The sequence below is a fragment of the Blautia pseudococcoides genome, from assembly GCF_001689125.2.
Lineage (GTDB): Bacteria > Bacillota > Clostridia > Lachnospirales > Lachnospiraceae > Blautia > Blautia pseudococcoides.
In genome coordinates this window covers 4,511,047-4,526,252 of the sequence record NZ_CP015405.2, presented here as the reverse complement: position 1 = coordinate 4,526,252, position 15,206 = coordinate 4,511,047, and the positions used below count along the sequence as shown (strand labels likewise).

Below are 15,206 nucleotides of genomic sequence, written 5' to 3'. Positions count from 1 at the left end.
ATGACATGATAAAGATCAATGGAAATGCAGTTCGGCTTTCTGACCCATGCACCGTAGGGACACTTCTTTTGGAACAAGGTTATGACTTGCAGCGCATCGCCGTAGAGCGAAATGGTGATATCCTTCCCAAAAACCGTTACGCTGACACCAATGTCCGTGATGGAGATATTTATGAGGTTGTCAGCTTTGTAGGAGGCGGCTGATTTGGAAGACAGACACACAATCCTTACAAAAGCTGAAATCGAGGCAGTTCTTACAGCGCGCCACACCCTTCCCGTACATAGAAAGCTTAAACATGCCGGGGCTGCCGTTGCCGGCCTTGGGGGACTGGGTTCCAATGTGGCTGTCATGCTTGCACGGGCCGGGATCGGAAGTCTTCATCTGATTGATTTTGACAGGGTAGAACCAAGTAATCTAAACCGCCAGGTCTACAAAATGAAGCACCTGGGGAAATATAAAACAGACGCGTTGAGGGAAGAGATCTCAGAGATCAATCCTTATATTTTTGTCCGTACAGATACGGTTAAACTGACGCCTGACAATGCAGGCGCCATACTTGCAGATGACAAGATCATCTGCGAAGCATTTGACAGGGCCAAAAATAAAGCCATGCTGGTCAATCATCTGCTGGAACACCGTCCGGATGCAGTTATCGTATCCGGCTCCGGCATGGCCGGTCATGGAAGCAGCAACACCATACAAACACAGCAAAGAATGAAGAACCTGTATCTTTGCGGGGACGGCACCAGCGATATCGCCTCCGGCATAGGCCTCATGGCGCCCAGAGTCACACTCTGCGCGGCGCATCAGGCTAATATGATACTGAGACTTATTCTTGGAGAAAAAGACGTATAGAAAAGAGGCAAGTGACATTATGAAAGATGACAAATTTATATTGGGCGGACACCAATTCCACTCCCGTTTTATCCTTGGCTCCGGTAAATACAACCCGGAACTGATCCACGCAGCTATTGAAAACGCGGGGGCCGAGATCATCACTCTGGCCGTGCGCAGAGCCAACAGCGGTACTGACAGTATCCTGAAACATATACCGGAAGGTGTAACCCTCCTCCCCAATACCTCCGGGGCAAGGACCGCCGGGGAAGCAGTGAGGATCGCCCGTCTGGCCAGAGAACTGGGCTGCGGTGATTTTGTTAAAGTTGAAGTCATCCGCGACTCTAAATATCTGCTTCCCGACAACCAGGAGACCATCCGCGCCACAGAACTGCTGGCAAAAGAGGGATTTATTGTCATGCCTTATATGTATCCCGATCTAAATGCTGCCAGAGACATGGCAAATGCGGGAGCTGCCTGTATTATGCCCCTGGGTGCACCGATCGGCACCAACAAGGGATTGTGCACAAAAGAATTTATCCGAATACTGATTGAGGAGATTGACCTTCCCATTATCGTGGACGCAGGGATTGGCCGCCCTTCCCAGGCATGTGAAGCCATGGAAATGGGTGCCGCCGCAGTTATGGCAAATACGGCCATCGCCACTGCGGGCCACATTCCGGCTATGGCGGAAGCTTTTAAAAAGGCGGTTGAAGCAGGGCGCACCGCGTATCTCTCGGGCCTTGGGCGCATGGTAAACGGCAGGGCCAGTGCCTCCTCCCCGCTTACCGGATTTCTGGAACAATAGGGAGGGGAGCAAAATGACTGCAGGAAGAACGAATCATATGGAATATATGGGGGGTATGGAAGCTCTGGGTTCTGATGTAATGGACAAGGTGATCCGGGACATGGACCGTTATGACTACAATGCTTTTTCAAAATCCCATGTGCTTACTGCCCTGTCCCATGATATCCGTACACCTAAAGATTTCGCTGCGCTTTTGTCCCCTGCCGCTGAACCTTTGCTGGAGGAGATGGCACAGGCTGCCCAGGCTGAAACCAGGAAACATTTCGGTAACTGTGTAAATTTGTTTACACCGCTTTATATCTCTAATTACTGTGAAAATCACTGTATCTACTGCGGGTTTAACTGCCATAACCAAATCCGCAGGGCAAGGCTGAACGCTGAAGAAATAGAGATGGAAATGGCGGCCATTGCCAAAACAGGGCTGGAAGAGATTCTTATACTGGTCGGAGAAAGCCGCGGAAAAAGCGATGTGGAGTATTTGGGGGAGGCTTGTAGGATAGCAAGGAAATTTTTTAAGATGGTCGGGCTGGAGGTTTATCCTATGAACAGTGAGGAGTACGCTTATCTCCATGAATGCGGGGCGGATCATGTGACTGTGTTCCAGGAAACCTACAATTCTGATACATATGAAACACTGCATCTGGCCGGACATAAGAGAGTTTTTCCTTATCGCTTTCATGCACAGGAACGGGCGCTGCTGGGCGGGATGAGAGGGGTTGCTTTTGGGGCGCTCCTGGGACTGGATGATTTCAGAAAGGATGCGTTTGCTACCGGGATGCATGCGTGGTATCTGCAGAGGAAGTATCCGCAGGCTGAGATCTCGTTTTCCTGTCCGCGGCTCAGGCCTATTATTAATAATGATAAAATCAATCCGAAAGATGTACATGAACCGCAGCTTCTTCAGGTGATCATGGCTTACAGGCTTTTTATGCCGTTCGCGGGGATCACGATTTCTACCAGGGAAAGAGCTGAGTTCCGGGATCATGTGATCACTATCGCGGCGACTAAGATTTCTGCGGGAGTTAGTACAGGGGTTGGGAGTCATGTGGATGAGTTGGAGGATAAGGGGGATGAGCAGTTTGAGATTTCGGATGACAGGGGGGTTGAGGAGGTCTATCGGGATGTATTGGAGAGGGGGATGCAGCCGGTTTTGAATGATTATGTGTTTGTTTAGTTGGGGATAAAAAAGGGGGACGGAAGCAGTGGAGGGGATGGGTTTATGGATGAATGTCTGAATGGGATTTCGTTTGAGAAGATGCTGGGGGTGACGAATCGGGGGATTTGTGACGGGGATTTTCTTGGGAGGGTTGAGAGGATTGCGGCGAAGGGGCCGGGGGGGATTGTGCTGAGGGAGAAGGATCTGGATGGGGAAGAATATTTTGAACTGGCTGAGAGGGTTTTGGAAATCTGCCGGAGGTATGGGACTGCCTGTATTTTGCACTCCTGGCCGGAGGCTGCGCTAAGGCTTGGGTGTTCGAGGATCCATATGTCATTTGACCAATTCCGGTTGGGTAGTGAGAAGGGAGATCTGCCGGGAGACTTTGCGATGGCCGGCGTGTCGGTTCATTCGGTGGCGGAGGCTGTTATGGCGGAAAGGATGGGAGCAGATTATGTGACGGCGGGCCATGTGTTTTTGACGGACTGTAAGAAGGGGATTCCTGCAAGAGGATTGCCTTTTTTGAGAAGTGTTTGTGAATCGGTTCGGATTCCTGTGTATGCAATTGGCGGAATCACACCTGGTAATGTGGATAGCGTGCTGGGAGCAGGGGCGGCTGGTTTTTGTGTGATGTCCGGAATCATGCGTGATTCGGTCTGGGGAATTTAGATGAAATCAGGCATGATCCCTTTTTACAGTTCAAGTGGTTTAAGGCACCTTCCGTGAACTGTCACCCTAGAAAAGGTTCTCTTTTAGGAACCTTCTTACATTGCCTCCCAGAATTTTTTCTGTCTGGCTGTATGTAAAACCGTGTTTTTCCATTTGCTCTGCCAAAAACTGTATCCGGCTGCAGTCAGAGATTTCGGGTAGTTCCAGGATACCGTCGTAATCGCTGCCAAGGCCCAGGCATTCGGTTCCGCCCACGTTTGTGATGTAATCTGCCATCTGTATGATCTCTTCTACTGTGGTGCCGTTCTCACCCGGCTTCCAGGCAGGCCGCATGAAAGAGACGGCATAGTTCAGGCCCATGACGCCGCCCCGGCCGGCCAGGGTGCGGATCATATCGTCTGTGAGGTTTCTGGCAGAAGCTTTTGCCAGGCCTCTTGCATTGGAGTGACTGGCAAGAAAAGGACGGGTGGAGTGTTTTGCCACATCCCAGAATCCGCCGTCCGACAGGTGAGAGACATCCACCAGTATGTGAAGGTGCTCCAGTTCTTCCAGAAACCGGATGCCTTTTTCTTTTAATCCGCGGTCATCACCCCAGCTCCAGATTTCCTGGGTTAAGGGATTGCCCATGCAGTTGGGATACCCAAGATCGTTTTCATAGTTCCAGGTCAGGGTTGCCATTCTGACTCCCTGTTCCTGGAACCATCTGAGGGAATCCACAGAGTCCTGGAATATGGCGCCCTCCTCCAGGGAGAGAAGGGCTGACATCTTTCCTGCTCTTTCGTTTGCTTCCAGCTCCCTGTAGGTTCTGATCTGGGAAATCAGGTCTGCGCTTTGCTGCATTTCCCGCCGAAAGATTTTCAGGATTTCTCTGGCGGCTGCCTCCGCGTCCGGCTCTTCCTCCCAGTTGACGTAAATAGCAAAGGTCTGCAGGGTATAACCCCCTTTTTTCATTTTTTCCAAATCCACACTGAGGGCATTTTGGCGGAGGCTGGCGGGACTGCCCTCTTTTTCCACCCGGCGGATCTTGCTGATGGTGTCACAATGCATGTCTATGATCTGCATAATAAAACTCCATTTCTGATGTTTTGTTCAGAATATCTTTTTAATTTTATTATATATGATTATGCCGGGATATTCAAACATATATCTGTACAATTTATGTTCCACCTGCAGCACAGGAGATATTGATTCCGGGATTGTTGGACAACGCCGCCAGAACTGCCCCGATGAGTGCACTGCTGCTGCTGGTGCCTGTCGATTTGGGAAACAGACGTTCCAGTACCGCCTGTATCCCTCCCCTCCCCCATTCTTTCATAGTATCTTGAAGTGTTTTTCTACCTGAATCAATAAGCTGATCAATAAACTTCATTCCTCCGTAAGCCACAAGACCTTTCATCAGAGTTTTGGCTGTTACATTCTTGATCAATTTCTTCTTTGCCTTAGTCACTATCTGTTTCCACACTGACGAAAAACTCCCTCTTCCTGATGTTATACCCGGGATTTTAATGTATTTCCCTACATTTCCAAAAGTAAAACTGCTGATCCCTCCTATTATTCCGTCAACTGTTTTCTTGATGCACATTGTTCCAATCCATTTGTATTTACTTTAAAATCCGCCATGTTATACCCGTCACAGGACAACACGCATACCATAACGCGTTGCATCTTTCCTATAAATCTCATCCATCCTCTGTACAGCATCTCTGTGAAAAATATAAAGGCAGCTTTTATTCTGTCTGACGTACCAGTCAAAAGCCATATATTTTCCTTCCTGATCTAGGCACTTCTCCTTCATTTCTTCCTCAAAACATTTGTTCAGATATCTCTCCTGGCGCGTCAGACAGCGAAGTCCGCTGCTGCCAGCTCTGCTGTTACACCGATGCTGTTCCTGCCCGTAATGCCAAGTATCAGGTACAGAAGCAGCATTGGCCCTAAAATACAGGCAATAACAACTGCAGGTATTTTCATGACACGCCAGAACAAATTTTTCTTTGTGATACCACTGCCTTTTTTCATGAAAGCCCCCCTTATGTCATATGTATTCTATAAAATATCTATATATATTCTATAGAATGACAGAATATTTTCTTAAACTTTTATAAAGCCCAATTATAGGATGTATATTTTACTCTCTAATTTGCCATATTCATTTACTGAGTTGTCTTTAGCATTTGTCTAGTTATTCCATAGAATATGTTAATTTTCTAATTTTTTAGTACAATTTTAGTATATATGTTCATCTGTTGGCCATGGTTATTGTATAAGGAAGGACTTGTCTATGGAGCTTAAAAATGATTACAACCTTACCGTAGGACTTCGGATACGAGAAATTCGTGAAGCTCTTCACCTGACGCGGGAACAGTTCAGCGAAATTTGTGATATATCAGACAGTTTCTTGGCTGATATTGAGCGCGGAAAAAAAAGTATAACAATCAAGACGTTAAACAAAATCTGCACCGGAGCCAATATCAGTGCAGATTATATTGTCTTTGGGAATAAAAGTGACTTTGCTTCCGACGCCATTATTGAAATCCTCCGCGCTTTACCCCATGATAAACTGGTATCCGCGCTGGTGATTCTAAATGAATACGCCAGGGCAGTCAAAGACTGATACACAAAATTTCTCACCACATCTTCACCCGGAACTCCTTCCTGCCCAGCCTGAGTACATCACCATTCTGTATCGGCTGGGCAGAAGTTATTTCTCTTCCATTTAGAAAGGTTTTATTGGTTGACCCTATATCCTCTACATATACAGTATCTCCATGCATAAAAATACGGCAGTGTTTTCCTGATATAGAGGTGTCCAGTATCATGAGACTGGGATATCCCTCCTGATCCATCTCTTTTCTGCCTATGATCAGACCATTTGCAAAAACTGATTGATACACCCTGCCATCTGTAACTTCTGTCAGACGGATCTGCTTTCTCCGAAGGCCAAAGGTCTGCTCTCTTAATTCTTCGCTCATACAGACTGTCTCAAATCTCTCTTTTCCCGTACCACGAAAAAAATCTCCGCTGCCCAGATGTCCGCTTTCCACATTAATACCGTTCTCATTTACAAAGACACCTTTTTTTACCTTTACTTTTGGAACTACATAAGACTTTCTCCGCCTCCGGATAAGCAGGAAGATCAGAATAATGAGCAAAACTGCAAGTAAACCAGCCAGCAGATACAATACTTCTACCATGACCTGCTGCTCCCTCCCCCGCCGCTGCTTCCCCCGCCGCTTCTGAAAGACCTTTCCTCAGCCAGTCTTTTGGCATACATCTCAGCGTCGTATACCTTTTTTGCCGTAACACGGATACTCTCCGCTGTCTTATGTATCTCCTTCACAGTCCTCACCAATTCATTCTCCAGCCGGGCTCCCTTCTGAAAATAGGAGACTGCATTTTCCCCTTTCCAATGACCTGAAAGATTCTGCATTACATCCCTGAATTCATTGGCTGCCATACTTTCCAGTCTGGATGCAAGATCATCCAGGCTCTCCGCCTGCTGCTTCGCCTGTCGGAAATCAAACTCTATTGCATTCATACAGATTTCCTCCTATCAGCTGATCACATCCGACGGCAGCTCCTGTATCATCTCCACAGCCTCCTGCTCCATCTGGAGATAATTCTGGGCCATAAGCTTTAAATCCGTACTGTGTTCCCCCAGTCTTTTCAGAATCTCTTCCAGCACAGTATGCTTGTCTTCATATGTTCTCCGATGCATGTCACCCGCGTCTCCGTTCCAGTATCCTCCGGAGCGTCCCACAGCTTCCTGCATAGCTGCCAGATGATTCTGTACAGATGACACATGGGCAGATACAGAATCCGCCTTTTGGATCAATTGTTCAGGGGTAACCCTGAGTATTCCCTCCAATGCCATAACCAATTCCTCCGTATTTATATCCGAATTGCCGATATGAGTTCAGCAATGGTATTTTCACACTTGTTATATTCATCTGCAGCATACTGCATACACTGAATAAACCCTTTCAGATTCTCTATAATGTCCTGCATGATCTGGTAATCGGTCTGGAACTGCACTGCAAACGCCTGGCTGGCAGGTCCATCCCACATAGAATCCAGCTCCTCCATTTCCTGAAAAAGCTGCTGTAGTTCCGCGCACACAGCATTCAATTCCGCCTCCATGGTTCCTTTATCCGCGCTGAGCGGTTCCGTCGCAGCCTCTATATATTCTGCCATCAATAAACACCCCCTTCCTGAATCTCGTTAATATATCAATATATCATCCGGCAGCTTTTCCCACGCCGCACAGTCTACCAATACGGTCTTCGGGGCTGTATAGCTTCTGCTGCTGCCCTCGTACTGTTCTGTGATGCGCACCTCTGTCTGTTGTTTATATGCAGTGGTCATTTCCAGTGCCCTTTCCATCTGTCCCATGATATTGGACAGCTCTGCCAGTCTGCCAGCTCCTTCTCCCATTGCCGTGCCTGCGTACAGTAGCACTTTGTTTCTTTTTAATTCCTGTGAAATCTCGTCCAGCCCGGCACTGATCATTCTAAGTGTCCCTGTTTGTTTTTCCAACAGAGCGGCTGCTCTTTGAGCTTCCCCTAAATCTATACAGACCAAGTCATCACTCCTGTTTTCTTATTCGGATATACCAATCCGGCGGGAGTATCCGCCCCCGCCGGCTGTATTTCTCTCCCACAGATTTTTATGATATCACGTCAGAAGACAGGCTCTGGGTCTCCTGCACTACAAAATTATCCGCTTCCATGTAGTTCCTTGCCATTTCTTCCAAATCCGTGGAATGCTCCTGCACCATGCGGATCATTCTCTGGATATCATCTTCCAAACCTCTGAATTTCGCAATGTATGCAGTGGATGCCTCACCTTCCCAGGAGGAAGACAAACCTGCCACAAGATTTGTCATCTCTGAGGTAAGATTGCCGATCGTTCCCGCTTTGTTTCCAAATTCCTGTGCTGTCTGTGACAGCTGTTCGGGTGTAACTTTTAATGTACCTTCCATAATTCCATCTCCTTTTCAGATTGTTATCGGTAGCTTCTGGTATTTGCGATTTCCACATTGGCGTTTTCTGTCTGTTCATACTTGGCTGCAGCCGACTCCAGTCGGGCCACATAGTTTTCTATTGCATTGTAAAAATTGTCCATCTGCGCCTTATCGGACTGGAATGCGTTGTGAAATGCATTCTTTGCCTCGCCTTCCCACATGCCTGTCAATTGTCCTTCTGTTCCTTCCAATTCACTGACTGCAGATTTGAACTGTCCATTGAGACCTCTCAATTCCTCTGCTTTGGCCTTCAACTCCTTTGCAGTTACTCTGATCAATGCCATATTTTTTTCCTCCGTTTTATTTTATTTGGTAGTTTTATCCTACCATTTATCTCACGCCTTTAGATAGAAAGGCGATAAATAACAGACTTACATGGATGAACTGCACCTATACCAGCATAAGCCGTTCCCCTGAATGGATGCCGTTTTCAAATAGGGTTCCTCTCTTATCCAGTTTCATCTTTCTCTCCGTCATCCACAGAGCAAGCTGTGACAGCTCTCCCCTTAGTCGATACTGCTCTTTCTGACAGATCATATCTGCCATATCCTCTATCACGTTCCATACAACCGCGTTTTCGTCCAGATGAAAATCATAAATCTTATTGATCACCGGTACATAGACATCAACCAATATCATAAAATCCGCCTCCTGTCAGGGCACAAAACATCTGCTCTATAGCATCCTCCGAATAGAGCTTCCCGGTTCTTCCCTCCTCTGTTTCCAGCAGCAAAACCTGCTCCAGGCCAATTCTCTGTAATGTGAGACTTCTCTCCAGGCTTCCTGTGCGGTTATCCAGCAGCTGCAGGCTCCCCTCCCCCATGGCAGGGAAATATCCCTCTTCTACCAGCATTTCATAGAATTTTTCACTATCTGTCTGTTTCAGTTTTACATAGCCGTCCCTTCTGCTCATCCACTCACAAATTACGATCTGCCGTCCCGGATAGCAGCAGTACACTGGCAGCGGAGGGTCCTTAACAGACACCAGAAGCATCTTTTTTGCGTCCGCAAGGATGCGGACACAGGAGGCCAAAGCAGCGTCCATTAAAAAACGTTTCCCATCTGAGATCAAAAACCCCTTTTTCACCATTTGATGCAGCTTGAGCAAAAGCTCCTTTCTGTTCAGGCTGTTCCCCTCTATTGGAAATCCATAAAAAGCGCTGCATCCTGATGCTCTGAGCAGAATACCGAATTCCTCCTGAGAGAGTAGATATGCCTCATAAACTTCATGAATCATGTTCCGAACTCCTTAAACACCTGGCGGAAGCTTCTGGAAATGGGAATCTCCTCTCCATTTTCAAGCAGGATCATATTCTTCCCCAGGCGTATACTGTCTATCTTGCCGCTGTTTACCACAAAGCTTCTATGACTGCGCAGAAATCCATCAGGAAGCGCCTCCAGAAGGTGATTGATCGTGTCGTAAAAGGCAATTTCCCGAGTCTCTGTGATCAGAAAAATCTTCTTCTCTCTGGCCTCAAAATAATAAATCTGGGAATAATTGATCAGCGTCCTGCCTTCTCTTGTCTCTATCACGAACTGTTCTTTTATACTATTGTCCGCAAATCGCTTTACAAATACCTGGAAAGCCTCCGTCATGACCTGCCGGACCTGTTTCTCTGTCAAAGGTTTCAGCATCAGGGAACCTGCCATGATACCAGGCCGCATATAGACAGCCGGTGATATATCCGGACTTGCCACAATTGTAATATACGCATGTCCGTTAAATTTTCTGAGTTTCTGTACCGCTGTCAGGGCATCCGACATGGTCAAGTCCACACAGATCATATCCAACAGAGGCTTCTGATCTACGAACCCATTGAGACTGTCTGCAGTGCAGAAACAGTAGTATTCCCACTTCTCCTCCGTAAACTTTGCTGCCAGCTCTCTGGAACATCGGTAAATGCTCTCCACCTCCTGTTTCCCTCTTCCCGATATCAGCATCTCAACCATTCTTATCCATCCTCCCGGCAAGTGGGATCACTACTTTTTCAGCCACAGAATCATCCTCCCTGTCAGGCACATATCCCAATCCCCTTTTCATTCCTTTGTTCAATTCCATATAGGGTATATTTTGGAAGTTAAAAATTCTTTGTGAAGCCAGATTTCCACCCAGATGGATTCCTGTCTTATATCCCGTAAAACAGGAATAGGCTTTATAACCCGCTATTTGAGCAGCTTCCTCCGTATTCAGGCACCCAAAGAAATATATATTATGTAAACTTCCTTTCTCCATAATATTTTCCACAAACCCATTCATAGGGCTGATGGAGCCATTCTGCCTGTAGATCATCTTTAAAAACCCTGCCAAATCTGCAAGGAATAAATAGATTGGAGGTGTTTCCTTCATGCGTTCAAAAATATCTTCCTCTGAAACACCCTCCGCCAGCCATGCCTTCTTTTTCTTATTGCGATTTACAAACTCAGGTGTCAGCTCCTGGAAATACCGGAATACATCCTCAGGCGTATTCAGATAAGATACTTTATATTCCTGTGCTGCCCGTTTCAGTTCCGTGCTCTCTGTCTCTATGACCTTCACATCCGCGCTCTGCCCGCAGGCTGCATGAAGGAGCAGTTTCAGTACATTGGTTTTTCCTGTCCGAGGCCTGCCCATGATAAAGTAACAGTATGTATATTTCAGATCCACACTATACAGTGACGCATCCTCCATCCTGTAGGCAAAGGGGAGCTGCTCTCCCTGCCGGTTTTCTTTTGCATACTCCTCCAGCCCGGCCAAATCGGAAAGTTGTGGATTTACCGGTATATATGGAATGGTCTTTGCCTTTTTTCCGGTCCAATGATCACTTATTTTTCTGCAGACGTCAGCAATCGCCTTCCCCCTCTCAAAGTCATCCTCTGCCGGAAGCGCCAGCGCTGTCTGAAATTCCAGAAGATTCCCTTCCACAAAAGCCAGACCTCTTCCCTTTACCTCAGCTTCAGGCAGAACCGGGATCTGGGTTGTGCGCAGAACATCCATATATTTGAATTTATCACCCATCTCCAGGGATATCACGGTGCGGATATTATCGCCTATACGGCTCTGGATCTCTGAAAGTCCAAATCCTGCCGCAGCGATCAGCAGATACATTCCGTATCCTGCCCCCTCCCTTGACAATTGAATGAGGGTTTCCTCATATACATTGTCTGTCTTCTCCTTAAACCCTGCAAAATTATCAATAACGATCAAAATCGCGGGCAGCTTTACCCCATAAGCCTGCACATACTGGCTGTAATTTCCACCTCTGAAAAGGGCCTTTCTCTCCTCCATGAAAGTACGCATCAAATGAAAAAATTTCCCCAGCTTCTCCTCCTCATCCTCATAGATAACACCCCCCACATGAGCCAGCCCCTCAAAGGGAGCCAGCATCCGGCTGCTGAAATCAAGGACATATATGTTCAGGTAGTCCGGCGAATAATTTGTTATCAATGAAAACAGTAGTGTCTGCAAAAATGTACTTTTTCCACTCACTACAGTTCCGCATACAGCATGGTGCCCATTTTCAGAAAAATCCACAGACAGAGGTCCCTGTGCCTGATTGACCGGGTCATCACAAAGCCCTGCATAAGCGGATAAATTCCATCTTCCTTCCCGGCTTTTATATACCCTGTCCTCATACCCCGCCGCCTGATATCCGGGCAGATCCATCAGATACAGCACAGACGGCAGAACCGGGAGCCACAACCGCATGCGGTAATCATATCCGTTTTCCGCCGCGGCTGCTGCCAGATACTCCACTACGGCGTCAAGCTGGGTAACTTCTTTTACTTTCCCGGTATCCTCTGTCTTCTGTTTCTTCTTTTTCCGATTACCGACCACAGCAGCTTTCCCTGTCCTGGTGAGCAGCACCGCACTGTCCTGGTCATTATCCTGCATATTTTCACTGTAGATAGCCCCACTCCACCCAGACTGGAACAATTCATATATCTCATCATTCCCTACCTGTAAGTAACAACGGCCAGCCTGGGTGATAAATGCCGCATCCGGCTTGTGAAGCATATCATTACTGTCCTGCCTGTCCTGAACTCTTAAACATAGCCGGAACTTGGAGTTGCTCCAGATATTATCATCCACCGTTCCGCTGGGTTTCTGCGTCGCAAGGATCAAATGTACACCCAGGCTTCGTCCAACCTGTGCAACACTGATAAGTTCCCGCATGAAATCCGGCTCCTCCCGCTTCAGCTCGGCAAATTCATCAATGATTATGAACAGATGGGGAATGGGGAGGGATGCCTCATGGTTTTTATACAGTCTTGTGTAAAGGTTGATGTTATTGACACCGTATTCACCAAAGATCCTTTGACGCCGCATATTTTCACTTTTTATGGATATCATGGCACGCCGCACCTGATTGCCTGACAGATTCGAGATCTGCCCCACCATGTGCGGAAGATTGGAGAACAGATTTGCCATTCCGCCTCCTTTAAAATCAATGACAAAAAATCCTATATCATCCGGACTGAAGTTTATAGCCAGGGACAGCATATATGTCTGCAGGGTTTCACTTTTTCCCGAACCTGTGGTACCTGCCATCAGGCCATGGGGGCCATGATATTTTTCATGGATATCCAGATAGCAATCCGCGTCCCCCACCTTTTTTCCAATAAGCGCTTTCATACTGTTATATGTCCTGTTTTTTCTCCATCTGTCAGCCACCTGTAACTCTTCCAGAGAATGAACCTGATACATCTGGAAAAAATCAAGGCTGTTTGGGATATCCGCATTACTCTCCACCTCATTTACCCTGAGCCTGGAAATCTTCCTTCCAAAACGTTCCAGACGCGCCGGACTTACTGTATCAAACATTATTTTCTGCCTCAGCGTGCTGGCTTCCATAGCATTATAAAACCCCTGGTAATATGTATCATTTTGAATGATATCCTCGCATACGTTAGGCAGTTCCTCACAGGTCTCAGCCATGATGCAGGTGGTGAATCCGTATTCCGCCTTTGGTTCGTAGATATATTTTCTTATCAGTTCCCCTTCCAGCAGTCTGGCGTCCCACAAAAACAGAATGTAATAAGGTTTTACCCTCTCTTTCTTTCCGATACCGGAACTCTGCTCCTTGCGTAACCGCAGGGTATTGGCCAGTTCAAAAAAAACATCTCCCTTCTCAGGCTCGTCACAAGCCAGATAACGTATCTTCCTGTCCTCTGACCACACATGAGGAAACCATTTCATACATTCCCACGCTTTTACGGATGGTACTTCTTTACGGTCATAGACAAATACCATTTTTACATCTGTATAACTGTTGCCGGCTGCGATTCCTGCGGCAAGAATGTGCATGAGCTTTACAGCTCCATCCTTCCCGCTTCCTCCCACAAGCCCTATCAGGGGATATCTGGAGAGGTGTATACCCACAGGAACACCTTTTAATATTTTATATTCATCCCTGATCAGCGCCGGCTTCTCCTGCAGGGAATCATTGATCAGTGTAAACTTTTCCTTCGGTATAGAGATGTCAACCTGAAATGGTATATCTCCGGTCCCCAGTCTGTAATAGAGGAAATCCGGGTGTGTATGGTTTCTGTTCCACAGGGCTGGTGATGTCTCCCCATATCCACAGCGCTCTGCTGCGGACGGATACATTTGGTGAAGAGCCCTTTCATTCTGCTCGTACTTTGCTTTCAGTGAATCTGCAATTTTGATCAGGTAATTTCCATAGGCATTAAACCTCTGCTCCTCCTCTTCCTGCAGCTCTTTCTTAGAATATTTCAGATTCATAAGTGCCCAAAAAACTCCCAAAACAGCAGAAGACACTGCTGTGATCAGGCCTGTGAACATATACGCACCGGAGGACCGTCCCCCGATCCTGGAGCTGAGAATGGCCATACTGCATCCTAGGAGCATTGGGACTGCCATAGTAAAGGCGGGTCCAATGGAGAGAAAAACAGGTTTTTCTTGCATCCTATGGGGATTGGGAGGCGCCTCAATCTCCACCGGTTCCGTGGCTATGGAAGGTATATTACGCGGTGAGCGGTTAAAATACTGCACCTGGGCTTTACGCAGGTTTCTTCCCCCACCGGATCCCGTTTCTCCCTGAAGTGCTTCCGCCTGTTTTACAGCCCTTAAGTCCGCGTCAATATACGGACACAGACTGTTTTCCTGGATGCGGAACTCCCCATAACAGGTTCCCACTGCCAGGACATTCTCCAAATACAGAAGCTTAAGGCCGAATATATTAATGCAGTCCCCAAATTCCAGTTTTTTATTCCCTGTGATCCGTCTGTATTTATAAAAGATGCCGTTTGCGCTGGTATCCTGGATATAAAGGCTTCCGCCTCTTCTCTCCAGGATACCGTGGCAGCCTGATATAAGATGCTGAAAGTTATAGATGATACTGTTGTCCTCATTTTTACCAATGGTGATATAACTCTCACCGCTGATATCAAACTTCTGCATAACAGGGAAATCAAAATCAGCATCCGCTACAATGAGCTGCATGATTTCTCCTGCATTTGTTATAAGATCAATAATATCCCCGTCCATGATGACTCTCTCTGTCAGCACCTTTTGATCTTCGCTGATGGTATATCCCTCTCCCGACAGCAGTTTCCATGTGTCTGCAGTGATCTCCATCAACACCTCCACATTCTTTGTCAGACCAAGAGATGTCTCTCCCAGATTCAGTGTATAATCTGCATTTGTTATATTAGGAAGCAGATATTCTTTGTAGACCCCGGAATTATATACAATTACTATCATGTTTTCCCCCTGCTAT

At 46.9% G+C, this 15,206-nt stretch carries 20 protein-coding genes; 6 read left to right on the top strand and 14 right to left on the bottom strand.

The annotated features are described in order from the left end of the window. Nucleotides 1-5: 5 nt before the first annotated feature. Genes thiS through A4V09_RS21225 form a run of 5 tightly spaced genes read left to right on the top strand, consistent with a single transcriptional unit; the run spans nucleotide 6 to nucleotide 3,467 of the window. Nucleotides 6-203 (top strand): sulfur carrier protein ThiS, encoded by a 198-nt coding sequence (gene thiS, locus A4V09_RS21245; RefSeq protein ID WP_065544081.1) that lies wholly within the window; start codon nucleotides 6-8, stop codon nucleotides 201-203. 1 nt (nucleotide 204) lies between these two features. After that, nucleotides 205-855, top strand: a complete 651-nt coding sequence (gene thiF / locus A4V09_RS21240) for a sulfur carrier protein ThiS adenylyltransferase ThiF (protein ID WP_065544080.1) — start codon at nucleotides 205-207, stop codon at nucleotides 853-855. 19 nt (nucleotides 856-874) lie between these two features. Beyond that, a complete protein-coding gene (locus A4V09_RS21235; protein ID WP_065544079.1) occupies nucleotides 875-1,642 on the top strand; it encodes a thiazole synthase in 768 nt (255 codons plus the stop codon). 13 nt (nucleotides 1,643-1,655) lie between these two features. Continuing rightward, on the top strand, nucleotides 1,656-2,816 hold the full coding sequence (thiH, locus tag A4V09_RS21230; RefSeq protein WP_065544078.1) for a 2-iminoacetate synthase ThiH: 1,161 nt from the start codon (nucleotides 1,656-1,658) through the stop codon (nucleotides 2,814-2,816). 45 nt (nucleotides 2,817-2,861) lie between these two features. Further along, entirely contained in the window at nucleotides 2,862-3,467 is a 606-nt protein-coding gene (locus A4V09_RS21225) for a thiamine phosphate synthase (RefSeq protein ID WP_065544906.1), read from the top strand. 66 nt (nucleotides 3,468-3,533) lie between these two features. Here the strand turns inward: A4V09_RS21225 and A4V09_RS21220 are convergent, their stop codons facing one another. The 3 genes from A4V09_RS21220 to A4V09_RS21210 all read right to left on the bottom strand — a co-directional run bounded on the left by A4V09_RS21220 (nucleotide 3,534) and on the right by A4V09_RS21210 (nucleotide 5,483). Then, a complete protein-coding gene (locus A4V09_RS21220) occupies nucleotides 3,534-4,529 on the bottom strand; it encodes a dipeptidase (RefSeq protein ID WP_065544077.1) in 996 nt (331 codons plus the stop codon). Nucleotides 4,530-4,623: 94 nt separating this feature from the next. Further along, entirely contained in the window at nucleotides 4,624-4,929 is a 306-nt protein-coding gene (locus tag A4V09_RS21215) for a hypothetical protein (RefSeq protein WP_157123540.1), read from the bottom strand. A 374-nt stretch (nucleotides 4,930-5,303) separates the two neighbouring features. Then, the gene (locus tag A4V09_RS21210; protein ID WP_065544075.1) at nucleotides 5,304-5,483 is read right to left on the bottom strand and encodes a hypothetical protein; all 180 of its coding nucleotides are present in this window, start codon (nucleotides 5,481-5,483) and stop codon (nucleotides 5,304-5,306) included. A 262-nt stretch (nucleotides 5,484-5,745) separates the two neighbouring features. On the opposite strand from A4V09_RS21210, the gene A4V09_RS21205 reads away from it, so the two are divergent. Then, nucleotides 5,746-6,078, top strand: coding sequence for a helix-turn-helix domain-containing protein (locus tag A4V09_RS21205; RefSeq protein ID WP_065544074.1), 333 nt, complete (start codon nucleotides 5,746-5,748; stop codon nucleotides 6,076-6,078). A 13-nt stretch (nucleotides 6,079-6,091) separates the two neighbouring features. On the opposite strand, the gene A4V09_RS21200 is transcribed toward A4V09_RS21205, so the two are convergent. From A4V09_RS21200 to essC, 11 genes are all read right to left on the bottom strand, one after another. After that, a complete protein-coding gene (locus tag A4V09_RS21200) occupies nucleotides 6,092-6,658 on the bottom strand; it encodes an FHA domain-containing protein (RefSeq protein WP_065544073.1) in 567 nt (188 codons plus the stop codon). Continuing rightward, nucleotides 6,652-7,002: a WXG100 family type VII secretion target gene (locus A4V09_RS21195; protein WP_065544072.1), complete on the bottom strand. Its 351-nt coding sequence runs from the start codon at nucleotides 7,000-7,002 to the stop codon at nucleotides 6,652-6,654. Before A4V09_RS21195 ends, A4V09_RS21200 begins: the two co-directional genes overlap by 7 nt. Nucleotides 7,003-7,017: 15 nt before the next feature. Then, nucleotides 7,018-7,338: a WXG100 family type VII secretion target gene (locus A4V09_RS21190; protein ID WP_065544071.1), complete on the bottom strand. Its 321-nt coding sequence runs from the start codon at nucleotides 7,336-7,338 to the stop codon at nucleotides 7,018-7,020. 17 nt (nucleotides 7,339-7,355) lie between these two features. Next, nucleotides 7,356-7,658, bottom strand: a complete 303-nt coding sequence (locus A4V09_RS21185; RefSeq protein WP_065544070.1) for a WXG100 family type VII secretion target — start codon at nucleotides 7,656-7,658, stop codon at nucleotides 7,356-7,358. 27 nt (nucleotides 7,659-7,685) lie between these two features. Beyond that, a complete protein-coding gene (locus A4V09_RS21180) occupies nucleotides 7,686-8,000 on the bottom strand; it encodes a hypothetical protein (RefSeq protein WP_157123539.1) in 315 nt (104 codons plus the stop codon). A 130-nt stretch (nucleotides 8,001-8,130) separates the two neighbouring features. Further along, the gene (locus tag A4V09_RS21175; protein ID WP_065544068.1) at nucleotides 8,131-8,445 is read right to left on the bottom strand and encodes a WXG100 family type VII secretion target; all 315 of its coding nucleotides are present in this window, start codon (nucleotides 8,443-8,445) and stop codon (nucleotides 8,131-8,133) included. Between the two features lie 23 nt (nucleotides 8,446-8,468). Further along, nucleotides 8,469-8,771 (bottom strand): WXG100 family type VII secretion target, encoded by a 303-nt coding sequence (locus tag A4V09_RS21170; RefSeq protein ID WP_065544067.1) that lies wholly within the window; start codon nucleotides 8,769-8,771, stop codon nucleotides 8,469-8,471. Nucleotides 8,772-8,877: 106 nt separating this feature from the next. Next, nucleotides 8,878-9,126, bottom strand: a complete 249-nt coding sequence (locus tag A4V09_RS21165) for a hypothetical protein (RefSeq protein ID WP_065544066.1) — start codon at nucleotides 9,124-9,126, stop codon at nucleotides 8,878-8,880. Further along, on the bottom strand, nucleotides 9,113-9,724 hold the full coding sequence (locus tag A4V09_RS21160; protein WP_065544065.1) for a hypothetical protein: 612 nt from the start codon (nucleotides 9,722-9,724) through the stop codon (nucleotides 9,113-9,115). Before A4V09_RS21160 ends, A4V09_RS21165 begins: the two co-directional genes overlap by 14 nt. Then, complete coding sequence (locus tag A4V09_RS21155) at nucleotides 9,721-10,437, bottom strand: LytR/AlgR family response regulator transcription factor (protein WP_065544064.1); 717 nt, start codon at nucleotides 10,435-10,437, stop codon at nucleotides 9,721-9,723. Before A4V09_RS21155 ends, A4V09_RS21160 begins: the two co-directional genes overlap by 4 nt. Beyond that, nucleotides 10,430-15,190, bottom strand: coding sequence for a type VII secretion protein EssC (essC, locus tag A4V09_RS21150; protein WP_065544063.1), 4,761 nt, complete (start codon nucleotides 15,188-15,190; stop codon nucleotides 10,430-10,432). Before essC ends, A4V09_RS21155 begins: the two co-directional genes overlap by 8 nt. Between the last annotated feature and the right edge of the window lie 16 nt (nucleotides 15,191-15,206).